General features: G+C 31.8%; 24 protein-coding genes. All 24 read right to left on the reverse strand.

Translation table 11 applies throughout. The features are described 5' to 3' along the window. Positions 1 to 4: 4 nt before the first annotated feature. Positions 5 to 538 (reverse strand): CDP-diacylglycerol--glycerol-3-phosphate 3-phosphatidyltransferase, encoded by a 534-nt coding sequence (gene pgsA / locus HMPREF3023_RS04585; protein WP_070701188.1) that lies wholly within the window; start codon positions 536 to 538, stop codon positions 5 to 7. Next, positions 535 to 1,851: a 30S ribosomal protein S12 methylthiotransferase RimO gene (rimO, locus tag HMPREF3023_RS04590; protein WP_070701190.1), complete on the reverse strand. Its 1,317-nt coding sequence runs from the start codon at positions 1,849 to 1,851 to the stop codon at positions 535 to 537. Before rimO ends, pgsA begins: the two co-directional genes overlap by 4 nt. Continuing rightward, a complete protein-coding gene (locus HMPREF3023_RS04595; RefSeq protein ID WP_083315513.1) occupies positions 1,844 to 4,210 on the reverse strand; it encodes an FtsK/SpoIIIE family DNA translocase in 2,367 nt (788 codons plus the stop codon). The genes rimO and HMPREF3023_RS04595 overlap by 8 nt, the downstream gene beginning before the upstream one ends. A 38-nt stretch (positions 4,211 to 4,248) precedes the next feature. Beyond that, the gene (dut, locus tag HMPREF3023_RS04600) at positions 4,249 to 4,680 is read right to left on the reverse strand and encodes a dUTP diphosphatase (RefSeq protein WP_070701192.1); all 432 of its coding nucleotides are present in this window, start codon (positions 4,678 to 4,680) and stop codon (positions 4,249 to 4,251) included. 55 nt (positions 4,681 to 4,735) lie between these two features. After that, positions 4,736 to 6,847, reverse strand: coding sequence for a polyribonucleotide nucleotidyltransferase (locus tag HMPREF3023_RS04605; RefSeq protein ID WP_083315514.1), 2,112 nt, complete (start codon positions 6,845 to 6,847; stop codon positions 4,736 to 4,738). Between the two features lie 43 nt (positions 6,848 to 6,890). Further along, positions 6,891 to 7,157: a 30S ribosomal protein S15 gene (rpsO, locus tag HMPREF3023_RS04610; RefSeq protein WP_070701196.1), complete on the reverse strand. Its 267-nt coding sequence runs from the start codon at positions 7,155 to 7,157 to the stop codon at positions 6,891 to 6,893. Between the two features lie 115 nt (positions 7,158 to 7,272). Continuing rightward, on the reverse strand, positions 7,273 to 8,181 hold the full coding sequence (locus tag HMPREF3023_RS04615; RefSeq protein ID WP_070701199.1) for a bifunctional riboflavin kinase/FAD synthetase: 909 nt from the start codon (positions 8,179 to 8,181) through the stop codon (positions 7,273 to 7,275). Next, on the reverse strand, positions 8,178 to 9,068 hold the full coding sequence (gene truB, locus HMPREF3023_RS04620) for a tRNA pseudouridine(55) synthase TruB (RefSeq protein WP_070701201.1): 891 nt from the start codon (positions 9,066 to 9,068) through the stop codon (positions 8,178 to 8,180). The genes HMPREF3023_RS04615 and truB overlap by 4 nt, the downstream gene beginning before the upstream one ends. Continuing rightward, positions 9,065 to 10,039, reverse strand: a complete 975-nt coding sequence (locus HMPREF3023_RS04625; protein WP_070701203.1) for a DHH family phosphoesterase — start codon at positions 10,037 to 10,039, stop codon at positions 9,065 to 9,067. The genes truB and HMPREF3023_RS04625 overlap by 4 nt, the downstream gene beginning before the upstream one ends. Then, positions 10,032 to 10,385 carry a 30S ribosome-binding factor RbfA gene (gene rbfA, locus HMPREF3023_RS04630; protein ID WP_070701205.1) on the reverse strand — a complete coding sequence of 118 codons (354 nt, stop codon included), beginning with the start codon at positions 10,383 to 10,385 and terminating at the stop codon, positions 10,032 to 10,034. The genes HMPREF3023_RS04625 and rbfA overlap by 8 nt, the downstream gene beginning before the upstream one ends. Beyond that, on the reverse strand, positions 10,385 to 12,646 hold the full coding sequence (gene infB, locus HMPREF3023_RS04635) for a translation initiation factor IF-2 (protein WP_070701207.1): 2,262 nt from the start codon (positions 12,644 to 12,646) through the stop codon (positions 10,385 to 10,387). Before infB ends, rbfA begins: the two co-directional genes overlap by 1 nt. Before the next feature lie 24 nt (positions 12,647 to 12,670). Continuing rightward, entirely contained in the window at positions 12,671 to 12,934 is a 264-nt protein-coding gene (gene rnpM, locus HMPREF3023_RS04640; protein ID WP_070701209.1) for an RNase P modulator RnpM, read from the reverse strand. Between the two features lie 25 nt (positions 12,935 to 12,959). Beyond that, a complete protein-coding gene (gene nusA / locus HMPREF3023_RS04645) occupies positions 12,960 to 14,258 on the reverse strand; it encodes a transcription termination factor NusA (RefSeq protein WP_070701211.1) in 1,299 nt (432 codons plus the stop codon). Positions 14,259 to 14,269: 11 nt separating this feature from the next. Further along, on the reverse strand, positions 14,270 to 14,731 hold the full coding sequence (gene rimP, locus HMPREF3023_RS04650; protein ID WP_070701213.1) for a ribosome maturation factor RimP: 462 nt from the start codon (positions 14,729 to 14,731) through the stop codon (positions 14,270 to 14,272). 104 nt (positions 14,732 to 14,835) lie between these two features. After that, entirely contained in the window at positions 14,836 to 19,086 is a 4,251-nt protein-coding gene (locus HMPREF3023_RS04655; RefSeq protein WP_144019628.1) for a PolC-type DNA polymerase III, read from the reverse strand. Between the two features lie 4 nt (positions 19,087 to 19,090). After that, positions 19,091 to 20,146: a flavodoxin-dependent (E)-4-hydroxy-3-methylbut-2-enyl-diphosphate synthase gene (gene ispG / locus HMPREF3023_RS04660; protein ID WP_083315515.1), complete on the reverse strand. Its 1,056-nt coding sequence runs from the start codon at positions 20,144 to 20,146 to the stop codon at positions 19,091 to 19,093. Beyond that, complete coding sequence (gene rseP / locus HMPREF3023_RS04665) at positions 20,143 to 21,153, reverse strand: RIP metalloprotease RseP (RefSeq protein ID WP_070701215.1); 1,011 nt, start codon at positions 21,151 to 21,153, stop codon at positions 20,143 to 20,145. The genes ispG and rseP overlap by 4 nt, the downstream gene beginning before the upstream one ends. A 9-nt stretch (positions 21,154 to 21,162) precedes the next feature. Then, positions 21,163 to 21,945, reverse strand: coding sequence for a phosphatidate cytidylyltransferase (locus HMPREF3023_RS04670; RefSeq protein WP_070701217.1), 783 nt, complete (start codon positions 21,943 to 21,945; stop codon positions 21,163 to 21,165). 2 nt (positions 21,946 to 21,947) lie between these two features. Beyond that, positions 21,948 to 22,673 (reverse strand): isoprenyl transferase, encoded by a 726-nt coding sequence (locus tag HMPREF3023_RS04675; protein ID WP_070701219.1) that lies wholly within the window; start codon positions 22,671 to 22,673, stop codon positions 21,948 to 21,950. A 45-nt stretch (positions 22,674 to 22,718) separates the two neighbouring features. Beyond that, the gene (frr, locus tag HMPREF3023_RS04680) at positions 22,719 to 23,276 is read right to left on the reverse strand and encodes a ribosome recycling factor (RefSeq protein WP_070701221.1); all 558 of its coding nucleotides are present in this window, start codon (positions 23,274 to 23,276) and stop codon (positions 22,719 to 22,721) included. A gap of 9 nt (positions 23,277 to 23,285) precedes the next feature. Next, on the reverse strand, positions 23,286 to 23,990 hold the full coding sequence (pyrH, locus tag HMPREF3023_RS04685; protein WP_070701223.1) for a UMP kinase: 705 nt from the start codon (positions 23,988 to 23,990) through the stop codon (positions 23,286 to 23,288). 16 nt (positions 23,991 to 24,006) lie between these two features. Continuing rightward, entirely contained in the window at positions 24,007 to 24,651 is a 645-nt protein-coding gene (gene tsf / locus HMPREF3023_RS04690) for a translation elongation factor Ts (protein WP_070701225.1), read from the reverse strand. 71 nt (positions 24,652 to 24,722) lie between these two features. Then, positions 24,723 to 25,496, reverse strand: a complete 774-nt coding sequence (gene rpsB, locus HMPREF3023_RS04695) for a 30S ribosomal protein S2 (protein WP_070701227.1) — start codon at positions 25,494 to 25,496, stop codon at positions 24,723 to 24,725. A gap of 248 nt (positions 25,497 to 25,744) precedes the next feature. After that, positions 25,745 to 26,287, reverse strand: coding sequence for a rubrerythrin family protein (locus tag HMPREF3023_RS04700; protein ID WP_070701229.1), 543 nt, complete (start codon positions 26,285 to 26,287; stop codon positions 25,745 to 25,747). Positions 26,288 to 26,357 lie beyond the last annotated feature (70 nt).

Below are 26,357 nucleotides of genomic sequence, written 5' to 3' on the forward strand. Positions count from 1 at the left end.
CTCCTTAAATGTTTTCTAGGTCTAAAACTTTTTTATTTTTAATTAAATAATCCGCTCCAGAAATAATAGTAAAGATTACAGCTAAATAAAAAACTATCATTCCAGGAGTTTTAAAACTTTCTAATCCTGTTAAGAGTAAAATATTTGAAATAAGCTGTGTAACAGTTTTAAATTTTCCTAAAGGACTAGCAGCTATAGTGATATTTTCTGATGCCGCAATAATTCTAAAACCAGTAATTGTAAATTCTCTTGCTATAATAATGATTACGCCCCAAGCTGGCATCTCACCAGTACTAACTAGCATAATCATAGCAGAACAAACTAAAATTTTATCAGCTAGAGGATCTGCAAATTTACCGAAGTTAGTAACTAAGTTGTCACGTCTTGCAATATGACCATCTAAAAAATCAGTAAAAGAAGCAAGAGCAAATATTGCAGTAGCTATTAGTCTAGAATTGTTAAAATTAAAGTACATGCAAAGTACAAAAACGGGAACAAGAAGTGTCCTCATTAAAGTTAGTTTATTTGGAGTATTCATATTAATTCACCTACTAAGTCATAATCAAGACTATCAATTATTTCAACTTGGACAAAGTCTCCTATCTCAAGCTCTTTATCTGATTGAACATAAGTTACTCCATCTATTTCTGGAGAATCCATATATGTTCTTCCCACATAATTATTGTCATCAATCTTTTCTTCAATTAAAACTTTAAAAGTTTTTCCTAAATTCTTGGATAGAATTTCACCTGAAATGTCACTTTGGATAGCCATTATTTCGTTTTTTCTTTCTTCTTTAATATTATCTGGGATTTGTTCATCTAAGCTTGCAGCTCTAGTCCCCTCTTCCCTAGAGTATTCAAAAACACCTAGCTTATCAAATTTTATATCTTCAATAAAATCAACTAGTTGATCGAAATCTTCCTGATTTTCTCCTGGGAAACCAACAATAAAAGTCGTTCTAATAACAATGTCTGGTACAGATTTTCTCAAGTTCTTAAGAGTTTTTATTATATGGTCCTTACTTGTCTTCCTGTTCATATTTTTTAAGACATTATCAGATATGTGTTGAAGAGGCATATCTACGTAATTTACAAGCTTATCGTTGTTTTTAAATTCCTCTATCAAATCATCTGTAAAGTGATCAGGATAAAGATATAAAACTCTAATCCATTTTAATTCTTCTATTTTTGATATTTCTCTTATTAAATTGGCAAGTGAATATTTTGAGTATAGGTCTATTCCATAATCAGTTGTATTTTGAGCTATGAGAATTATTTCTCTTGCTCCTTTACTTACAAGATATTCAACTTCCTTATATACATCTTCTATTTTTCTAGACCTATTTTTGCCACGTAATGAAGGAATAATGCAATAAGAACAGTTATTATTACATCCTTCAGAGATTTTCACATATTCTGTTGTATTAACTTTTTCTTTTCTAATGCCTTCTAGATAAGCAGAGTTTAAATTGTCAGTCTTTACAAATAAATCACCTGATAGACTTCTATCTAAGAGCTCATTTATATATTCAATATTACCTGTTCCAAGTATACCGTCTATTTCAGGAATTTCTTTTATTAGCTCTTCAGGATATCTTTGAGCTAGACAACCTGATAGAAGAACCTTTTTACATCGACCCTCATTTTTATATTCTACTGACTCAAGTATTGTGTCAATAGATTCTTCTTTAGCCGCATCAATAAACCCGCAAGTATTTACGATTAAAATGTCGGCTTCGTTTGGATTCTCTACCATTTTATATTTATCTTTATCTAAAAGTGAGTACATCATAGAAGAGTCTACATCATTTTTTGAGCAACCCAATGTAACTATGTGGACATTATTCATCTTCATCACCTAAAATCATTTCTAATTCTTCCTTTGTTTTTAAAAGCTTACGAGGTTTAGAACCTTCGTGAGGTCCTATTATACCCAGTTCTTCCATTTGATCAACGATCCTACCAGCTCTTGAATAGCCGACCTTTAGCTTTCTCTGTATATAGGATATTGAGGCTTGCTCATCATTTACAACGAGCTCTACGGCCTCTTTAAAAAGTGGGTCTTTTTCATTATCAATCTTTACCTTTTTGTCCTCAATTGCTTGTTCTATCTTTGATTCAACAGTGTTTTTAATTTCATTATTATTTTTTACAAAATCAACAAGTCTTTCAACTTCTCTATCACTAATGAAAGCTCCTTGAATTCTTTTTGCTTTTGGATATTTACTTGGATAGAATAACATATCTCCTTTTCCAAGTAGTTTTTCAGCACCACCCATGTCAAGAATAGTTCTTGAATCTACAGAAGATGCTACGGCAAAGGCTATACGAGATGGTACGTTTGCCTTTATTGTTCCTGTGATTACATCAACAGAGGGTCTTTGAGTTGCAAGTATTAAATGCATTCCTGCAGCTCTTGCCTTTTGAGCAAGTCTTGCGATATATTCTTCAATCTCTTTTGAAGCAACCATCATAAGATCTGCTAACTCATCTACAATTATTAATATCTTAGGAAGTTTTTCATCTTCCCTTCCCTCAGCAACCATCTTTTTATTAAAGCCCTTTAAATCCCTTACGTGATTTTCAGCAAAAGCTTGATATCTTTTCTCCATCTCATCAACAGCCCAGTTAAGAGCAAAGGCTGCTTTCTTAGGGTTAGTCACTACATCTATTAAAAGATGAGGTATGCCATTATATACACTAAGCTCAACAACTTTGGGGTCTATAAGCATTAACTTCACATCTTTAGGAGATGACTTATAAATAACACTTGTAATTATTGAATTAATACATACTGATTTACCTGAACCAGTAGCACCAGCAATTAAAAGATGAGGCATGTCTTCCATGCCAGAGATTAGTACGTTGCCTTCAACGTCTTTACCTAGGGCGAGTGGAATATCAGACTTACTATTTTTAAATTCTTTGGACTCAATTAGTTCCTTGAGGCTAACAGAATCTTTCTTCTTATTAGGAACTTCAATGCCAACCACTGTTTTACCAGGTATGGGTGCTTCAATACGCAAGTCAGAACTTGCCAGAGCCATAGCTATATTGTCACTTAAACCAACAATCCTAGATAGTTTTATTCCTGGTGCAGGCTTTAATTCATAGGACGTAATAACCGGTCCACGATTTATAGCCACTACCTTTGAATCAATACCAAAGTTTTTCATAGTATTTTCAATTATTTTTCCTTTTTCAAGTACTTCATCTTTAGAAAAATTACCTTTTGATGGAATTCTCTCTAGAAGTGCTGTATCTGGATAAGTATATACAAATTCTTCTTCTTTTTTGTGTTCAATATCATCCTTTATTGTATCCACTACCTCGTCTTCAATTTCTTCTTGAGCTTTTTGAGGCGTTTCTTCATATTCTTTTAAGTTTGTATTTTCATCAATTTCTTCAAAATCATTATTTTCAGTTAGAGAATCCTCTGAATAGTCTTTAACAATTAAGTCTTCAGTAAAGTTATCATAATTTTCAGATTTTGTTTCTTCTTTAAGTTTTTGTTTTTCAACTTTTTTATTTTCTTTTAGAGCTTTTTTCTTATCCTTCTCTTCAGCCTTTAATTTTTTCTCTTTTATTTTCTCTTCACGAGCAATTTTTTTGTCATTAAAGTATTCTCCAAGGTCTTCAAAAGCCATTATTATTTGTTCCATATTAGGCCTTAACATTAAGTAAATTGAAGCAATTATAATTAGGCTGAGAATAATATAAGTTCCAAGTGAGCCTAAAAGTTTATAAGAGAAGAATCCGAATATTGCTCCGATTATACCTCCACTTCTAGTTATATCCATGTACTCTGTTGATTTTACTATTCTTTCAATTAGAGTCATGTCCATTTCTTTAGATCCATCTAAGAAAACTAAAGTGCAAAGAAGTATAATTAAAGTATAAACTATATAGGAAGACATTCGATTTTTAGTAGCTTGAAGGTTAAAGAGTATTCCCCAAAAAATAAAAAGTAAGGGGATAGCAAAGTTTGCAGAACCTGCTAAAACAGAAAATAGTTTATATACTAAGGCCCCAACGATTCCCATTCTTTGACTATATAAGCATATAAAGAAGACTATTCCAATAACTATTAGAAATAGTCCCTTAATTTCTCGTCCATTATCTATTTCAGAAGATATTTTTCTCCTATTAATTTTTTTATTATTATTTTTCTTTTTAGTTTTTTTATTTGTTTTTATATTTCTTTTCAAGAGCTAGCACCTCATTAATATTATAACAATTTGTGCCCTTAAAGACCAGTATGACCGAAGCCTCCATCACTTCTTTCGGTATCACTAATCTCCTCTACTTCAACTATATCGGGAATTTCAATTTTCATAAAAACAACTTGGGCAATCCTATCGCCATCTTCTATGACAACATCATCTCTACTCATATTAATTAGAATCACCTTCAATTCTCCCCTATAATCAGAATCAATAGTTCCAATACCATTTGGAAGTCCTAGGCCTTTTTTAAATGCTAAGCCTGATCTAGCTCTAACTTGAGCTTCATAACCTTTTTCGAATTCGAAATAAAGACCTGTTGGAACTAGCACTCTATCTAGAGGTTTTAAAACTAAATCTTCATCTAGATTAGCTCTTAAGTCCATTCCTGAAGAGCCATCTGTTTCATACTTAGGCAGAGGATGCTTACTTTTATTAATAACTTTTAATTTCATAAATTCTCCTTTAAAAAATCGCATTAAAATAAATTCTAATGCGACTTAACTTTACTTATTTATTTTCTTCTTTCTTGGAATTATCTTCTCTTTTAATAAGAGCTTTTCTTGATAGAGAAATCTTACCTGTATCTTTGGCTATGTCGATTACTTTAACTTCAACTGAATCGCCAACTTTTAATACATCTTCTACATTGTTAGTTCTTTCATGAGCAATTTCAGAAATGTGAAGGAGACCTTCTGTTCCCTTTTTAATTTCTACGAAAGCTCCAAACTTAACAATTTTCTTAACCTTTCCTAGGTATACTTCTCCGATTTCAATTTCTTTTACTATATCTTCAATGATTGTAATGGCTTCTTTAGCTTTTTCATCACTATCAGATAAGATAGAAATTTTTCCGTCATCATCAATATCGATTTTTACACCAGTTTGTTCAATAATTTTATTTATTATCTTTCCACCAGCACCAATAACTTCTCCAATTCTTTCTGGATCAATAGAAATCATGTGGATTATTGGAGCATACTTGGAAAGCTCTTCTCTTGGCTTTTCAATTGTTGTAGCAAGATGATCTAAAATCTCAAATCTAGCATCTTTTGCTCTATCAAGAGCAGTTTCAAGAATTTCTTTTTTAATACCTTCAACCTTAATATCCATTTGGATAGCTGTGATACCCTTTCTTGTACCTGCTACCTTAAAGTCCATATCTCCAAAGTGATCTTCCAAACCTTGGATATCAGTCAGTATTTTTATAACTCCATCTTCTTCAATAAGACCCATAGCTATACCTGCAACAGGAGCCTTAATTGGTACACCTGCATCCATTAGGGCAAGAGTAGAACCACAGATAGATGCTTGAGAAGAAGATCCATTAGAAGATAATACTTCTGAAACAACCCTTATTGTATATGGGAAGACTTCTGAATCTGGAATTACTGGAAGTAGAGCTCTCTCTGCAAGAGCACCGTGACCAATTTCACGTCTACCAGGAGACCTAGATGGTTTTGTATCTCCAACACAGAATCCTGGGAAATTATAGTGGTGAATATATCTCTTTGGTTTGTCATCTCCAAGTCCATCAATAACTTGCTCTTCAGAGATTGCACCTAGAGTAGCAATTGAAAGCACTTGAGTTTGTCCTCTTGTAAATAAGCCTGAACCGTGAGTTCTTGGTAGTACACTAACTTCAGAAGATAAATGTCTAATTTCATCTAGTTTTCTATCATCAGGCCTTCTTTCTTCTTCAAGAATGCCACGTCTAATTTCAGTAACTTCAATTTCTTCAATTGCAGCTGAAATATCTTTTGAGTGTTCTTCCATAAGGTCCACGAAGTGTTCTCTAATAGCTTCCTTAGCTTTTTCAGTGTTTTCTTCTCTTACAACCTTATCTTTTTCTCTAATAGCATTAACTAGTAAATCTTTACCAAAATCTTTTACCTTAGCTACAATTTCTTCGTCAGCTTTAAATACTTCGTATTCAGCTTTTTCTTTTCCAACTTCACTAGAAATTTCTTCTACAAACTCACAAATATCTTTTATAACTTCGTGACCTTCTAGAATAGCTTCAAGCATTTCAGATTCACTTACTTCTTGCGCACCAGCCTCTACCATCATAATTGCAGTCTTTGTTCCAGCAAGAGATAAGTTTATTTTAGAGTTGTTTCTCTCTTCTTCGTTAGGATTTATGATATATTTTCCGTCAATATATCCAACTTCAACTGAACCTGTAGGTCCATCAAAAGGAATATCAGAAATAGAAAGAGCAATAGAAGAACCTATCATTGCAACAATTTCAGGTGAATGATCTTGATCAACACTTAAAACAGTCGCTACTATGTGTACATCATTTCTATAACCTTCTGGGAAAAGAGGTCTAAGTGGTCTATCAATTAGTCTAGCGGATAGGGTAGCCTTTTCGCTAGGTCTTCCCTCTCTCTTGATAAATCCTCCAGGGATTTTACCAACTGCATACATTTTTTCTTCATAGTCTACACTTAGAGGAAAAAAGTCGATTCCCTCTCTTGGCTTAGAAGAAGATGTAGCTGTAACAAGTACAACAGTATCTCCATATTGTACTAAACAAGCTCCATTTGCTTGCTCAGCAACTTTTCCAACTGTTACTTTTAACTGAGAACCTGCAAGATCCATAGTATAAGTTTTTTCCATTATTTCCTCCTTCTAATAAGAAAGAGCGGAATTACCGCTCCTATTATCCTCTGATTTGTAGTTTTTTAATAAGTGTACGATATCTTTCTATATCCTTATTCTTTAAATATCTTAATAAGTTTCTTCTTTTACCTACCATTTTAAGAAGTCCTCTTCTTGAGTGGTGGTCTTTTTTGTGAACTCTTAAATGTTCGTTTAAATCGTTAATTCTTCTAGTAAGAATTGCAATTTGAACTTCTGGTGATCCTGTGTCACCTTCGTGTGTTTTAAATTCGTCAATAATAATTTGTTTGATATTTGTTTCTAACATGTTTTCCTCCTAAATTTTTTAGATAAAGCTAATCAAAGTAGGCGTCGAGGAGCGACCAACTGTGAATAGCTATTTAACCTTAAATATCTTACCATATAAAGGCTGGCTTGTAAAGTCATCTATTCCTTGTAACTAAAACATCTTTAGCAATCTGATCGAATAATTCTTCTATGGAATCAAATTTCAATTCAGGTCTTACAAAATCTAAAAGTTCAAGCTCAACAATTTCCCCATAAATATCTCTATCAAAATCAAGTATATGAGCTTCAATTTTTATCCCATCATGCTCAACAGTTGGGTTTGTACCAATGTTAGTTGAAGCTTTAAACCTCTCTCCATTTATAATAATATCTGTGTCATAAACTCCATATCTCGGAATTACAAAATTATCTACTAATTTTAAGTTGGCAGTTGGATATCCCATTTTTTTTCCAAGACCTTTTGCATGTATAATTTCCCCAATTAGCTTATAGGGTCTTGATAAAAGATCATTAGCCTCTTTTATCCTACCTTCTTCAATTAAGTTTCTTATTAGGGTCGATGAAATTTTCTCTCCATGAGATGAAATTTGATTAATAACATCAATAGTATCAAATAAATCTTTATTTTCTAATAAAAAATCCACATCGCCAGATTTTTTAAATCCATAAGTGTAATCATAACCTACAACAACTCCTCTAATTTTAAGATTATCTGCTAGAAAATCTTTTAAGAACATCTTAGGAGTGTAAGCCATAAATTCTCTTGTAAAGTTTATAAGATAAATTATATCAACTCCTAGATTTTCTAGAATTTCAAATTTAGTTTGATTTGTTGTTATAATGTCCTTTTTACCGACCTTAATAAGGTTGTCAGTGTGTTCATTAAATAACAATATGCTAGACTTAATATTTAAATCATCAGCTCTTGCAACTGCTTTATTAATTAATTCCATATGGCCCTTATGAACACCATCAAAGTTTCCTAGGGCAATAACTGAATCTTCGTCTGCTATATAATTTAAGTCAATTTCAATTATTTTCATAAATCACCTATTAATCTCTTCTTCATCTTAAGATAAGGTTTTTCATCAATAAATCTAATTTCTCCAATTCCTAAAAAAAGATTTTCGCAATACACTCTGTAATTATCAACTTCTGGCTTGTGATTAAGCCTGTAAAATTGTCCATTAAGAAATTTATTAAGAAATCTTTTGTCTAAATCAATTTTTTTAAGATTAGTTAAGGCTAAATCCATTGGTAGAATTTTTTCCTTTATTTCATCAATAGACATATTTTCAAAATCAGAGCTATTAATAGAATCCTCTATTTTAAAATTTCCAGTTCTTATTCTTCTAAGCTCTGTTAGTGTACCATAAGTGCCTAAAAAGTTCCCAATATCATTTGCAAGAGACCTTATATAAGTTCCCTTAGATACCTTAACTCTTATTAGGAATTCATCACTTCCGTTAAAATCTAAAAGTTCATTTTTATAAATCTCAATATTTCTTTCTTTTATTTCTACCTCTTTACCTTCTCTTGCATACTCGTAAAGTTTCTTACCACCCACTTTTAAAGCAGAGTAAATAGGAGGCTTTTGTGACAACTTACCAGTAAAATTTTGAAGAGCTTTTTTTATGTCTTCTTCATTGAAGATAACTTTTTCTTCTTTTAAAATATTACCAGCAATATCATATGAATCGGTCAAGATACCTAGTTTGATTTTAGCTTCGTATTCCTTGTCACTTGAAAGAATATATTCGCTTGTTTTAGTTGCTTTTCCAATAGATATAACTAGCACTCCTGTAGCCATAGGATCAAGAGTACCAGTATGACCTACTTTTTTTATCCCTAATTTGCGCCTAACCTTATAAACTAAATCATGGGATGTTATTCCTTTATCCTTGTCAAATACTAAGAGACCATCAATCATAATTCTTCTTCCGCCACTTCAACTAAATCTTTTTTTGCCTTTTTGATATCGGTGTGGTTTATTGTACCGCCTGAAGCCCTAATATGTCCTCCGCCATTAAACTTAGACGCAATTTTCGTACAATCAACATAAGATTTAGACCTAAGAGATAGCCTAATACAATCGTCTTTTTCTTTAAGGAGAACTGCAAGTTCAACAGTATCAATATCTCTAACAAATTCTACTATTCCGTCAGCATCTGACTTTGCTGCTTTAGTCTTTTCTATATCTTCTTTAGTTACTATAACTACAGCAATCTTATCTTTATCAAAATACTCAATAGAGTTCATGGCCCTAATTAACAAATCAGTCTTTTGTCTAGACCTACTTTGGTAAACATTTTGCGTAACTTCATTTATATCGATGTCATACTTAAATAAGTCTGATGCAATTTCAAAAGTTTTTGAGCTAACTGAACTATATTTAAAAGAACCTGTATCTGTTGAAAGTCCTGTAAATAAGGAAGTCGCTATTTCTTTATCTAATTGTAAATTAAGATATTTGAAAATTCTTGCAAGGACTTCACAAGTTGCTGGTGAATTTTCATCAACAATATTCAAATCAGCATAATTCTTATTACTAAAGTGATGGTCAATATTAACAGTTTTTTTAGACTTGTTAAATATTTCTTTCACCCTATCTCCCATTCTATCTTCATCTGAAGAGTCAAGAGCAATAAATAAATCGAAATCCTCATCAATATTTTCTGGACTTTTTGAATAAGAAAGATTTGGTAAAAATTTAAAATGGGATGGAACACTGTCATCTAGTATAAAGACTGGATTTTTACCAAGCTTATTAAGCATGCCAAGCATTGCAGTAGCAGATCCTAAGTTATCTCCATCAGGATTTAAGTGAGATGCAACTGCAATACTATTGCTATTATCTATTAAATTTTTTAATTCAGAGGATAATTCCTTTAGATTAATCATTTTTGTGATTTACCTCATCTATAAGTTTATCTAATTCCATAGCTCGTTCAATAGAGTCATCCTTAATAAAAATGAGTTCTGGCATCGCCCTTAGTTTAACCCTATTAGCCAATTCTTTTTTTATAAATCCCTTAGCTGAATTAAGTCCTTCAACTGCTTCATCCCTATCATAGTCATCTCCTAAGACAGAAACATAAACTTTTGCGAAGGATAAATCATTTGTAACTTCAACATGAGAAATACTAGTAATAGAAGGTATCCTTGGATCTTTTAACTCATTTTGAACTATATTAGATATTGTTCGTCTTACTTCTTCTGATATTCTGTTAATTCTTTTATTGTTCATTATGATCTTTCAACTTCCTTCATGATGTAAGATTCAAGAAGATCGCCTTCTTTAATATCATTAAAACCATCAATAACAAGTCCGCCTTCAAAACCTGTTGCAAGCTCTCTAGCATCATCTTTAAATCTCTTTAGAGAAGCAATGTCTCCTTCGTGAATAACAACGTCATCTCTTAGCACTTTAACCTTAGAGTTTCTTAGGATTTTACCGTTTAGGACATAAACCCCAGCAACCATTTGGTTGTTTGGAAGTTTAAATGTTTGTCTTATTTCACATCTTCCAAGGATTTCTTCTACAATATCTGGATCTAGCATACCCTTAGCTGCTTGTTCTATATCGTTAATAATTTCATAGATAACTCTGTATGTCCTAATTTCAACATCTTCAGTTTTTGCAAGTTCTATAGCATTAATATTAGGTCTAACATTAAATCCAATAACAATTGCATTAGATGCAGAAGCTAGAGTAACGTCAGATTCATTGATTCCACCAACACCTGAGTGAATTACAGAAATCTTAACTTCTTCAGTGGAAAGTTTTAGTAAAGATTGGTTAAGCGCTTCAACAGAACCTTTTACATCACCTTTTACAACAACATTAAGTTCTTTTACATCTTCTTCAGAAATTTTTTCGAATAGGTTGTCAAGACTAATCTTAGTTGTTTGACTCAATCTCTTTTCTCTAGAAATTTCTGTATTCTTATCGGCAATTGCTTTTGCAGTCTTATCATCATTAACTGCATAAATTGTGTCTCCAGCATTAGGAACATCGTTAAGTCCTAATATTACAACTGGCATAGAAGGTCCAGCTTTTTTAACTTTTTTGCCTTTATCATCTTCCATAGCTCTTATTCTTCCTGAGCAAGTACCAGATACAATAGCATCTCCAAATCTTAAAGTACCGTTCTTAATAAGAATAGTTGCCATAGGTCCCTTAGCCTTGTCAAGATTGGCTTCGATTATAGTACCAATAGCACGTCTGTTAGGATTTGCTTTTAACTCTTTCATTTCAGCTACTAATAGAATCATTTCTAGAAGTTCATCAATGCCTTCGCCAGATTTTGATGAAACTCCAACAACAATTGTGTCACCGCCCCATTCTTCAGGAACAAGATTTTCGTTCATTAATTCTTGTTTAACTCTTTCAGGGTTGCCTTCTGGTTTATCAATTTTTGTAATTGCTACAATTATTGGAACATCAGCGGACCTTGCGTGAGAAATTGCTTCAATTGTTTGAGGCATTACACCATCGTCTGCGGCTACAACAAGTATTGCTATGTCTGTAGTTTGAGCTCCCCTAAGTCTCATGGAAGTAAAAGCTTCGTGACCTGGTGTATCGAGGAAAGTTATTTTCTTTCCAGATAAATTAACAGTGTAAGCCCCTATATGTTGAGTAATACCGCCAGCTTCAGATTGAGTAACATGAGTTTTCTTAATAGAATCTAATAGAGAAGTTTTTCCGTGGTCAACGTGACCCATTACTGTTACAACAGGTGGTCTTGGTTTAAGATCTCTTTCCCTATCTTCTCTTAGAAGCCCATATTCTTCTTCAACCGATTGGTCAAGATTTGGAGCTTCAATTTCAATTTCAATTCCAAGTTCATCAGCTAGTAATATACAAGTATCTTCATCAATACTTTGGTTTTGATTTGCCATAACTCCAAGTCCAATTAGTTTTGTAATAACTGTTGATACAGACACTCCCAATTGGTTAGCAAAATCCTTTACTGTTATAGGTGCTATAACTATTATAGAATCATCTCCCTTATCTTCCTCTTCAACCTTATGTTTTGATCTAACTTTTTTCTTTGGTTTTTTCTTAGTCAAATCTCTCTTAAAGGAGTGGTTTTTATCATTATCATTTTCTTTGTTTTTAGACTTATTCTTTTTGTTATTTTTCTTTTTTTGATTAGATGAATGTTCGCTCTTATCATCATTTTTTTTATTTTCTTTATTAAAAGTCTTGTTTTTATTATCTTTTTTAAATTCTTTATTATCTGAATTGTTATTGTTTTGTTTTTCCTTATTAGGATGAGTTTTTTTCTTGTTGTCTCCCTGCTTATCATTGTTTTTCTTTTCTACAGGAGAGTCATTCTTTGAAGAATTTTTGTTATATAAATTTCTTACTCTATCTTCTTCAGCGCTATCTAATGTTGACATATGATTTTTTACAGATATTTCAAGTTCATTTAACTTTGCAATTAATTCCTTACTTGTAATACCAATTTCCTTTGCCAACGCGTGTACTCTAATTTTTGACAAATTGAACACCTCCTAAAAAGAAGCTTAATCTACAGATTCAATTAGTTTCTCATAAACTTCCTCACTAATCTCTGTCGTGAATGCCCTATTTAAAGCTTTTGACTTTATCGCTTTTTCCAAACAACTTTTGTCATTGCATAAGTAAGCTCCTCTTCCATTTGCCTTTCCAGTTTTATCTATAAAGATTTCATCGTCTTTGTTCTTTACAACTCTAATTAAATCTTTCTTTTCTTTTTGTTCTCTACAACCTATGCAAGTACGCATAGGTACCTTCCTAATTTTAGTCATTACTTACTCCATTAAATTAAGAATTTTAAATATTAACATCTTCATTTATAGAATTTGTTTCTATGCTTTCTTCATCCTCAATATTCATATCAGAGTTTTCATCAATATGAGAATCTGATTCTTCAGGATTTATTTCAGTTATTTCTAATTTTTCTTCAGTTTTTAAATTTTCTTCAGATTTTTCAAAGTCTTCAGATATTTCCTCAACTTCTTCATCAGAAAATTCTTTTTTAGCATTTTCAAATTCTTCTTTAAGTTCTTCTTCTGTTATATTTCTCTCTTCAAGGTATTCTTCAAACTGAAGATTTGATTTTATATCTATCTTCCATCCTGTTAATTTTGCAGCAAGCCTAACATTTTGACCTTCCTTACCAATAGCAAGAGAAAGTTGGTAGTCAGGAACTATTGCAAGTGCAGATTTTTCTGCTTCATTAACAAATACTTTTTCAACCTTTGAAGGGCTTAGGGAATTTGCAATAAACTTGTCTATTTCCTTCTCGAATATAACAATATCTATTTTTTCATTATCAATTTCATCAACTATTGCATTTACTCTTTGACCCTTGTATCCAACACAAGCTCCTAGAGGATCTACTTCTGGGTCTCTTGAAAATACAGCGATTTTTGTCCTTGAACCAGCTTCTCTAGAAATAGAGTATATTTCAACTATTCCTTCACTTACTTCAGGGATTTCTAATTCAAATAATCTCTTTACTAAATCTGGATGAGATCTTGAAAGGACTATTTGAGGTCCTTTTGTTGATTTTTCTACTGATAGAATCAACATCTTATATCTATCCCCGTGATTATAGGACTCACCATTAATTTGTTCACTATAAGGAAGAATTGCCTCAGTAGTTCCTAAATCAACATAAACATTGTTATAAGCTTTTCTTTGGACAAGACCAGTTATAATTTCTTTTTCTCTTTCAACGTATTCATCGAAAACAATATCTCTTTCAGCATCCTTTATTCTTTGGATTACCACTTGTTTAGCTGTTTGTGCAGCAATTCTACCAAAATTTTTAGGATGAATTTCTAGATTATATATGTCTCCAATTTCATAACTTGAGTCTAATTTCTTTACCTCTTCTAAAGATATTTGTAGTTGAGGGTCTTCCACAACATCTACAATTTCTTTAGAGGAGTATAATTTGATTTCTCCAGTTTCTCTATCCATATTTACGATTACATTTTCTGATGTACCATAATTTTTTCTATAACTAGAGACTAAGGCCGATTCCAAAGCTTCAAAGACAATTTCTTTAGAAATCCCTTTTTCTTTTTCGATTTCATTTAAAGCGTCAATAAACTCTTGATTCATTTATTCCTCCATTAAAATTTTATAGTTTGTTTCATTGATGAAATTGATTTAATTGGTATTGCCAATTCTTTCTCATCTTTCATAAAATAAATATTCTCGTCATCATATTTATCCAAAACAAAACTAAATTCTTTTTGTCCGTCTATTGGAGCATAAAGTTTTACATCAACTTCATTGCCAACATTTCTTCTATAGTCATCTTTTGTTTTAAGAGGCCTATCAAGTCCAGGCGAAGAAATCTCAAGATAGTATGGATTTTTCAAAGCTTCTAAGTTATCAAGTTTCTTTTCTAAACTTCTGCTCATTTCGGTGCAGTCATCTAAATCAATGCCTTCTTTTTTATAAATAAAAATTGACAAAAGATCATGCTTTGATCCATTTTGAAATTCTATGTCTACAATTTCGTAGCCAAGTTCTTCTGCTACCTCTTCAGCTAGTGGGTAGATTTCTCTTTTTAATTCTTTTTTATTCACTTAACACCTCACTACTAAAAAACAAAGAGTGGGCTTCCCCACTCTTTACTCTAAATATCTTACTTAATTAAATTATAACACAAATTGCTATAAATACAAGTTTTTCAAAAATTGAATAATGAAATTTGATTGGTTTCATCAAGGTCTTTTAATATTCCATTTTTTTGTAAAATTGTAATAACAGAATTCCCGGCTTTTGTTCTTTTGGAAAAATCTTCTATTGATAAATAATTAGATTTTTTTGATTCTTCTTCTATTTTGTTAGCACAGTTTTCGCCTACACCGGGTATTGCCCTAAGTGGCATCCTAATTTTTCCCTCTTCAATAGTAAATTTAGATGCTTTTGACTTATAGATATCAGGACTTAAAAATTCAAATCCTCTCGCATACATTTCAAGGGCTACTTCAGATACTCTTATCTCTCCTTTGTCCTTAGCTGTTGGTTTTTCAATATCTCTTAAAATTTTAATTCTATTTTTGAGAAAACCTGGACCTTCAATTATATTCTCTCCATTAAAATCATTTAGTTTAATAGTAAAGAAAGTTGCATAAAAGGCTAAAGGATGATTGAGCTTATAATAAGCAATTCTGAAAGAAAGCATTACATAAGCAACTGCGTGAGCCTTAGGGAACATGTACTTGATTTTCTTACAAGAATCAATATACCACTCAGGCAAATCTAAGTTTTTCATTATATTTTCTTGTTCTTCAGTTAGGCCTTTTCCCTTTCTTACTTTTTCCATAGTATCAAAGGCCATTTTATTTTCAGCACCTGCATTTATTAGATATACCATGATGTCTTCCCTTGTAGCGATAACATCTTTTAATTCAGCTCTACCAGAATCAACTAACTCTTGGGCATTAGAAATCCAAACGTCAGTACCATGGGATAGGCCAGATATTCTCACAAGATCTGCAAAGTTTTTTGGTTTTGTTTCTAGTAACATAGATATAACAAAAGAAGTTCCAAATTCTGGTATTCCTAGTGTCCCAGTCTTGCAAGAGAAAATATATTCATCCATGTGAAAGGCTTCCGCACTATTAAATATAGAAAGTGTATTTTGATCATCAAGCCTAATTGTACTAGAGTCTATTCCAGTGAAGTCCTCTAACATTTTAATAATTGTTGGACCATCGTGACCTAGTATATCCAATTTCAAGATTTTTCCATGAATAAAGTTATAATCAAAATGAGTTGTTATAACTCCTGAACTTGGATCGTCTGCTGGATATTGAATTGGTGTGAAGTCAAAAATTGAATTTGTTTTAGGAACAATCATTACACCGCCAGGGTGCTGTCCACTAGTTCTTTTACCATCAGTGATCGCCCTTGAAAGTCTGTCAATTTCAATTGGTGAGATATGCTGATTTTCAAAATATTTTTTCACATAACCATAAGCAGTTTTTTCAGCAATTTTTCCTATAGTTCCTGCCCTAAATACATACCCTTCTCCAAATAACTCTTCAGTGTATTTATGGGCTCTAGGTTGATACTCACCAGCAAAGTTTAAATCTATATCTGGTTCCTTATCTCCATAAAAACCTAAGAAAACTTCAAACGGAATATTGTGCCCATCTTTTATGAGTTGGGTTCCACATTTAGGGCATACTTTATCTGGCATGTCAACCCCAGATCCATAAGTTAAGTCTTCAGTAAATTCAGAATATTTGCAGTTAGGACAAATGTAGTGTGGTGGAAGAGGGTTTACTTCTGTTATGTCGGCCATTGTTGCAACAAAAGAAGATCCAACAGACCCTCTAGAACCTACTAGGAATCCATCATCATTTGATTTTTTCACAAGTTTTTGTGCAATAATATATAGAACTGAATAACCATTTGAAATAATAGATTTTAGTTCCTTCTCCAACCTGTCTTCAACAATCTTAGGAAGAACTTCTCCATAAATGTCATGGGCCTTTTTGTAAGTCATATCCCTTAAACTTTCATCAGAACCTTCAATAACTGGTGGATAAGTTCCATCTGGAATTGGTTTTATATCTTTAATAAAATCTTTTAATTTATTTGTATTAGTTACAACAACTTCATAGGCTTTGTCTTGACCTAAGTAGGAAAATTCATCTAGCATTTCTTCTGTTGTCTTAAAATAAAACTTTTGGTTTCTACTAGATCTTGGATCAGGTCTACCAGGTTTGCCGTTTAGGACAATTTTTCTAAGGAGGTCCTCGGACTCCTCTATATAATATGTGTCTGAATCAGCAACAACAGGAATATTTAGTTCTTCTCCAAGCTCTAAGATTTTTTTATTTATTTCTCTAATATCTTCTTGAGTATATTTTCCATCTTCAATTGACATAATGTTGTCACTTGCTGGTTGGATTTCTAGAAAATCATAGTAAGATGCAATTTTAACTAATTCTTCATGGGGACACATCCTATATATAGCATCAAACAATTCTGAATTGGCATTACCAGATCCAACAAGAATTCCTTCTCGATATTTATCTAATAAACTTCTAGGAACTTTTGCAACAAAATTAAAGTATTTCATATGCGAATCAGAAATTAACATATATAAGTTTTTCAAACCAACTTCATCTTTAACTAACAATAATAAAGAAGATTCGAATAAACGTTTAGAATCTGTGTTTTTTATTTGTTTATTTAAAATTTCAAAATTAAAATCTTCTTCATCTCTTTTAATTTTGTCAATTAACTTTATAAAAACCTCTGCTGTAGCTTCAGCATCATTAACTGCTCTATGCGCTCCCACAAGAGACACACCAAGATTTTTACAAAGAGTTCCAAGATTGAATCTCTTCATATGTGTCATTGTTGCTCTTGCCATTACAAGTGTATCAAGTATTGGATGGTTAAATTCTAAGCCATTGTTAGCATACTCTCTCCTAATAAATGAAATATCAAATTTTGCATTGTGGGCAACTAGTACGGCATCTTTAGCAAATTCATAAAATTTAGGAATAACCTCTTCTATTGTAGGTTCATTTTCAACTAAGGAGTTACTAATCCCTGTTAAATTAACAACAACTTGAGGAATTTCTTTTTCAGGGTTAATAAGTTGTGAAAATCTATCTGTTATAATACCGTCTTTTATTTTTACTGCACCAATTTCTGTAATTTTATCATTTCTAGATGAAAGACCAGTAGTTTCTATATCAAAGACTACGTAAGTATCGTAAGTTTTTCCATCTATATAGTTAGTTACAATTTTTTCCTTATCATCAACAAAATTTATGTCTGTTCCATAAAGAATTTTAAGTCCAGTTTTTTCTCCGGCCTCCATTGCTTCTGGGAAACCTTGAACGTCATTAGTATCAGTAATGCCAATTGCATCATGTCCCCAAAGTTTAGCTCTATTTGCAAAGTCAGTAAAAGATGTAACACCAGACATCTGAGACATTTTGGAATGAATTCTTAACTCTGTTCTCTTTTCATCAGAATAATCCATCCTAAGGACCTTATCTCTTTTTTCAATGTACCTAATCATAATAGTTTCACATTTTGAGAAATTATCATAGGACACATTTCCAGTAATAACAACATGGTCACCTACACCGAAGCTTTCTAAGAACTCTTCTGCCTTGTCAGGTTTTAAGAATATTTTTGCAAGAGTTGATGATGTGTAGTCTGTAATAGAAAGGGAAATCAAAAAGTTACCGTTTTTAAGTTCTCTACTTTCTAAATTAAATATATCGACTTCAACACTTACCTTTTGTGAATTTACATTAACATAAACTAGCTTTTCTATTATTCCTATATCTTTTTTTCCATAGGAGTTAGATTTTTTAATTTTCTTTTCTTTAGACTTATTTTCTATTTTTGTCTTTACTTCAATTTCATGTTTAGTAGAAATAACTTCTTCAGCTTCTTCTATTTGAGAAATAAAGTTTTCAATATTATCCTCTACAAGATCTTTTTTATCAAAATCAAATTTTATACTGAAGTTACCAAAAACTTTTAATTCATTTTCCAGATATGATGCAAACCCATTTTGACTTAAGCTATAAAATGCTTCTTCACTAGGTAGTTTTATATTTATTAAACCAATTTTATCATTTTTATTTATTAGAACATCCTTAATCCATATTTGTGATGAAGGATTGTACTTCAAAATTTCAGCATAAATTAAATCATCTTCACTTTTATAAAGAGAAGATGATTTAAAGTCAATATAAGTCTTGTATTCTTCTAAGCTTGTAGAAAAAATTTTAGAAATTTCATTCTTAAAATTTATTTCTAAATCATTTTTTGAATTAATTACAAAATAAACTTCTCCTTTATTTTTGTTTCTTCTAATTGACTCTATATAAATGTCATCTGGAACATCATTATAAGAAGAATTTAATTTTTGTAAAATATCTTTTAATAAAATCAAATTATCACCCAATTTTTTCGATTTCAGATAAAAGTTCTGTTAGTAGTTTATCTTCTGGAACTTTTTTTATTATTTCTCCCTTACGGAAGATTAATCCTTCACCATGTCCACATGCAATACCTATATCGGCCTCTCTTGCCTCACCAGGTCCATTAACAGCGCATCCCATAATTGCCACTTTTAAATTTTTATCGATCTTATAAAGTTTTTCTTCAGCCTGATTTACTATTTCTATTAAATCTACCTTAGTTCTTGCACAAGTTGGACAGGAAATTAAATCTATGCCCTCTCTTCTAAGATCAAGTGCTTTTAAAATATCTTTTCCAGCAATTATCTCATCACTAGGATCAGAAGTTAAAGACACCCTAATAGTGTCGCCAATACCTTCAGCTAAAAGAGTACCTATACCAATGGCAGACTTTACAATACCTTTTTTAGGACTTCCTGCTTCAGTTACTCCTAAGTGAAGGGGATAGTCTGACATTTCAGAAAATTTCCTATAACTTTCTATTGTTAGATTTACACTAGAAGCTTTTAGAGATACTGCTATGTCATGAAAATTATTTTTTTCTAACAATTCGATTTCTTCCATAGCACTATAACAAATGGAGGATGCATTAACTCCTTTAAATTTATCCAAAAATTCTTGTTTTACAGAACCAGAGTTAACTCCTACTCTTATTGGAATATTGTGAAACTTACAAGCTTCAATAACTTCCTTTATCTTCCAAGGAGCTCCAATATTTCCTGGGTTAAGTCTTATTGCATCTGATTCATTTTCACAAGCAGCAAGTGCTAGCTTATAATCAAATTGTATGTCTGATATTATTGGAATATTAATCTCTTTTTTAATTTCTCTAAGTGCAGCTGCATCTTCTAAATCATTAACAGCCATCCTTATTATGTCACAACCTAGTTCTTCTAGATTTTTTGTTTGTGAGACAGTTGACTTTATATCTTTAGTATCTGTGTTAGTCATAGATTGAATAGAGATAAAAGAATCTCCGCCAACTGGGACATTTCCAACATAAACTTTTTTTGTTTTTTTTCTATTTATCATTTATTAAACAACCTTCCAATATCATTAAAAATAGTTACGTAAATCATTAAAGAAAATAAAAGACTTATACCTATTAGTGAGAGTCCTTGCTCAATTTTTTCATCTATGGGTTTACCTCTAAGGGCTTCAATTAATAAAAATAAAAACTTTCCTCCATCAAGTGCAGGAATTGGGAGCAAGTTAAAAACACCAAGATTGACTGATATTAGTCCTAAAATCTGTAGAAAATTTAAAAATCCCTTTGAAGACTCTGAACCAATTAATTGTACAACACCAACAGGGCCTGATAAGTATTCCATTTTAAAAGAACCAGAAAACATCATTTTAATACTTTTTAGAATCAATTTGGACATTTCTAAAGTTCTATTTGCTCCAAGACTAATGGATTTTAATATTGAATGATCTAGCTTTGAAATGATACCAATTAAATACATCTGATTTTCTACAGAATACTCAGGTTTTATCTTTACATTTAATATATTGCCTTCTCTATTAATTTGAAAGTCCATTTCTTCTTTTTGATATTTAGAAATTATTGAATTTATATCGTATATGTCCTTAACCTTATTCTCATTAATTTTTATAATTAAATCGCCTGATTGTATTCCCGCCTTATCTGCAGGTGAGTTAGAAATAACTTTTTCAATTTCATTTGATCCATAACCTGCTATGGAAAAAATAAGGGTAAAAGCAATAAAAGCCAATACGAAATTCATAAAGGCTCCAGCTAAAACAACTGCCATTCTTTTTACGATGGAAACATTGTTAAAGGCTCTTGGGTCATGGGAGTTTTCTTCCTCGCCTTCCATAGCAACATAGCCTCCAACAGGAAGGGCTCTTAAACTATAAAAGGTTTCACCTCTTTGTTTCTGATAAATTTTTGGACCCATACCTATGGAAAACTCATTAACTTTAATTCCTGACAATTTGGCTATAGAAAAATGACCGAATTCATGAAGCATAACAACGAGTAAAAAAACAAGTAAAGAGCTAATTAAAGTAATCATTTATTCTCCTTAAATAAAATGGTACAGAATATACACGAAGGGGCTTATAAATATAAGACTGTCAAACCTATCAAGTATACCACCGTGACCAGGTAAAATCTGTGCATAATCTTTTATACCTGTGAATCTCTTAATCTTTGATGCAAACAAATCTCCAAACTGTCCCGCGATGGAAGTAAGCAAAATAATTATGATTACAACAAGATTAAGGTCGTAAATAAAATTATATTTATTTAAAAGTGTGAAATACACAGCCGTTAATATAAGAGCAAAAAAAGTTCCACCAACGGCACCTTCTATAGATTTATTAGGACTAACTCTTTCAATTAACTTGTGCTTGCCAAAAGTAGAACCTACAAAATAAGCAAAGGTATCTGTGGTAAAGGCAATTACAAAAGCAGAAATAATTATGTAAATATCATCAAGACTTCCTAGTAAATTTAAGAAAAATACTGTATAGAAGTAGGCCATACTTGTAAAGGAATAATTGCTCAAATTATAGTCTTCTAAAATTACATACAGAGAAGAATTAAAAATAAAATAAAAAACAAGGGCAAAGGTTAAGTTTTTATCAAAAATTGAGCACAAAAAAGTTACCAGAGCCCCTAAAAGTAAACTTGGCAAATAAAGTTTGATTCCTTTTTTTATTAGTGCGTTGTATAGCTCTCTTATTGACTCAAGAGTTAAAATAAAAATTGAAAATTTTATAGCATTTAATCCTAAGTAAAAAATTAAAATTAATAGACCAATACCCACTATTCCTGTTGAAACTCTTTTTTGTAAATCAGTCAAGATTATAATCCTCCGTATCTCCTATTTCTTTTTTGAAAATCATAAATGGCCTTATAGAATTCATCTTCATGAAAGTCTGGCCACAATATATTAGAAAAATAAAACTCGCTATAGGCTAGTTGATATAGTAAAAAATTAGAAACTCTAAGCTCACCACTTGGTCTTATAAGTAGGTCTAGTTCTTCTTGTTCTCTTGTATATAAATAGTCCTTAAAAGATTCTACATCAATATCTTCAAGAGATACCCTACCAGCAATAACATCTTCACAGATTAATTTGCTAGCTCTAACTATTTCACTTTGACCCCCATAATTTAGACCAATATTTAATATCATTTTATCATTTGATTTAGTTTCCTGCAATGCAGTCTCGATTAGTCTAACTATCTTATCAGGAAAGGCTTTATAATCTCCTAAGACATTTATTCTAATATTATTTTTTTTAATTTTTTCAAGTTGATTTTTAATATAGTAGGCAAGTAAATCCATTAACTTAGAAATTTCTTCATCAGGTCTCTTCCAGTTTTCAGTAGAGAAGGCATAAAGAGTTAAAGATTTAACATTGATTTTATAGGCTGCTTCTACAATTTCGATTACCCTTTGTGTTCCTTCTCTATGTCCAAAAGTTCTTGGCATTTTTCTTTTCTTTGCCCATCTTCCATTTCCATCCATTATTATGCCTACGTGTTTGGGAATATTTTCTAAATCTAATTTATCGTAATAATTCATAAAACTCCTTAAAAAAAGAGCCTTAGAATAATCTAAGGCTAAAAATTAAATTTCCATAAGTTCTTTTTCTTTTTCTTCTGCTACACCATCGATGTCTTTAATATATTTATCAGTTAACTTTTGAATATCTTCTTCATAAGTTTTTCTATCATCTTCAGATATTTCTTTAGCTTTTTCAGCTTTTTTAATATCTTCCATAGCATCTCTTCTAATGTTTCTAACAGAAACTTTTGCTTCTTCCGCATACTTTCCAACTAACTTAGTAAGATCTTTTCTTCTTTCTTCAGTTAGTTGAGGTATAACAAGTCTAATAACTTTTCCGTCATTTGAAGGAGTTATTCCCAAATCAGACTTTTGTATTGCTTTTTCAATTTCAGGAATTAATGTAGCATCCCAAGGTTGAATAGCAAGCAGTCTTGCTTCTGGTGCAGAAAGACTAGCAACTTGATTAAGTGGAGATTGTTGTCCATAATAATCAACGTAAATCTTGTCAAGCAAACTTGTATTAGCACGTCCTGCTCTTATAGACTGAAGTGATTCAGTAAGTGAGTCAACAGATTTTGACATTCTTGACTCAGTATTTTTTTTAAGATCAGATATCATAGTATCCTCCTATTTAACATTAGTACCAATGTCTTCGCCACAAACCACTTTATACATTGCATCTTCTTCATCTATTCCAAATACTTGAAGTGGAATATTGTTGTCCATGCAAAGTGTAGTAGCTGTGCCGTCCATAATTTTTAAGTTTTTATTTAAAATTTCCCTATAAGTTAGATTATCAAACTTTTTAGCATCAGGATTTATATTAGGATCGGAATCATATATACCATCTACTCCCTTTTTAGCTAAAAGAATGACATCAGCATCGATTTCAGCAGCTCTAAGCGCTGCTGCAGTATCAGTTGAGAAATATGGATTTCCTACTCCTGCTGAGAAAATAACTACACGACCCTTTTCTAAGTGTCTAATAGCTCTTCTTCTTATATAGGGTTCTGCAACTTGCTTCATTTCAATAGCAGTTTGCACACGAGTAATAACGCCTAATTTTTCTAAGGAATCTTGAAGTGCTAAAGCATTCATTACAGTGCCAAGCATTCCCATATAGTCAGATGTAGCACGGTCTATGTTGTTTTCGTCACGTCCTCTCCAAAAGTTTCCGCCACCAACAACTATTCCAGTTTCTACTCCTGAGTCATAGATTTTCTTAACTTGCTTAGCTATCAGGTTGACATAGTCTATGTCGATTCCAACTGTATTTGATCCTGCTAATGCTTCTCCGCTGAGTTTTAAAACAATTCTCTTATATTTTGGCATTTACTCCTCCAATTTGTTATCCTATTTGTTTTGCTACTTCTGCTGCAAAGTCTTCTTCTCTCTTTTCAAGACCTTCGCCAACTTCAAATCTAACAAATCTTCTAATTTTAATGTTTTCGCCAATCTTAGCAATTAAATCATTAAGAATGTCTCTAATTTTCTTGTCTGAATCTTTAATGAAGTCTTGGTCAAGTAGACAAATTTCTTCATAGAATTTTTCAAGTCTTCCTTCAACCATTTTTTCAATTACATGTTCAGGTTTGTTTTCACTTCTTGCTTGTTCAGTTAAAATATTTTTTTCGTGTTCAACTTCCTCAGCAGGAACTTCTTCACGACTAACATATTTAGGAGCAACTGCTGCGATTTGCATTGCAATATCCTTAACAAAGTTTTGGAATTCTTCGTTCTTAGCAACGAAGTCTGTTTCTGAGTTTACTTCAACTAAAACACCAATTCTTCCGCCGTGAACATAAGATTCAACAAGACCTTCAGAAGCTATTCTAGAAGATTTTTTAGCAACAGAAGCTAATCCCTTTTCTCTTAAAAAGTCCACTGCTTTGTCCATATCACCATTTGTCTCTGTTAAAGCCTTTTTGCAGTCCATCATACCTGCTCCAGATTTTTCTCTTAATTCTTTAACCATTGCTGCTGTAATAGCCATTTTAATTCACTCCTTATTTATTTTAAAAAAAGAGAGTCATAAAGGATTACTTTAGAACTCTCGAAATATCTTTACTCTTCTATAGCTGACTTTTCATCCTCAACTGCTTCTTCTTCAGAAACTTCTTGAGTGGATTCATCATAATCTGTATCTTCTATTTGACTGCCTTGTTTTCCTTCGATAACTGCATTAGCAATTGTTTCTGTAATTAGTTTAACTGCTCTAATAGCATCATCGTTTCCTGGAATTGGAATATTAACTTCTTCAGGATCACAGTTAGTATCAACAATACCGATTACAGGAATTCCTAAAATATGAGCTTCTTTAACTGCAATATTTTCTTTTTTAGGGTCTACTACAAATAAAGCTTGAGGCATACCCTTCATTTCTTTAATTCCACCTAGGAATTTTTCAAGCTTTTCTCTTTCGTGAAGTAATTGAGAAACTTCTTTCTTTGGAAGAACGTCGAAAGTTCCATTTTCTTCCATTTCATATAATTTGTAAAGTCTTTCAATTCTGTTCTTTATAGTCTTGTAGTTAGTTAAAAGACCACCTAACCATCTTTGGTTAATGTATGGCATACCACATTTAGTAGCTTCTTTTTCAATTGCATCTTGAGCTTGTTTCTTTGTACCTACAAAAAGTACTTCTCCACCGTTAGCTGCAATTTCTCTTACAAAATCGTAAGCTTCTTCTACTTTTTTAACTGTTTTTTGAAGGTCGATTATATAGATACCATTTCTTTCGGTAAATATAAATCTCTTCATTTTAGGGTTCCATCTTCTAGTTTGGTGTCCAAAGTGTACACCAGCTTCTAATAAGCTTTTCATTGAAATTACTGACATTTAAGCCACCTCCGTGTTTTTTCCTCCATTTTCATCTTTTGTCATAGGGACCAAATTGGCAACTCCAAAGACATCAGAAAATGTGTGTATTTCATATGTGCATTTCTTACCGGATAAAAGTATAACACAAGCACAGAAAATTAGCAATAAATACTTTGGTTTATAACATTTATTTTTTCTGAAATCTAATAATTAATATAATACAAAAAATCTCCCCATTTAAAATGAGGAGACTTTTTTAACAAAAATTAATAAGCAACAAATTTGCTTCCTGCGCATCCACAGATTGGACATTTATCTTCTTCTTCGAAAGTAATATATCCACATACTGGGCATAGGTAGATGTTTTCAACATCTAAATCTTTTCCAGCATCTACAGCTTCTTTAGCTGTTTCAAATCTCTTAGCATGAACTTCTTCAGCTGCTGTAGCATATTTCATTGCTCTAACAGCTTCTTTTTCTTCTTGCATTTCTGCAACTGCGATGAAAGCAGGGTACATTTGAGTTGACTCAAAAATTTCTCCGCCTCTTGCAGCTTCAAGGTTTTCAGAAGTTGAATTAATTCCAAATCCTGCCATTGAAGTTACAGGGAAATCTCCTGAAACATCTTTTAAAGCTTTAAAGTGAAGTGTAGCGTGAATTTTTTCTGCATCAGAAGTAGCATCAAAAAGTCTTTTAACATTTTTGAAACCATCTTTTTCTGCTACATCTCCCCAGATGTTGTATCTAGTACGTGCTTGAGATTCGCCACCGAATGCTGATCTTAAATTGTCACTTGTCATTTGATTCATAATATTACCCCCATAAAATTTAATAATAAAACTACCATCATTATTATAGAATATTATTAATGAAAAATCA

The sequence above is a fragment of the Peptoniphilus sp. HMSC075B08 genome, assembly GCF_001815405.1.
Classification (GTDB): domain Bacteria; phylum Bacillota; class Clostridia; order Tissierellales; family Peptoniphilaceae; genus Peptoniphilus_A; species Peptoniphilus_A harei.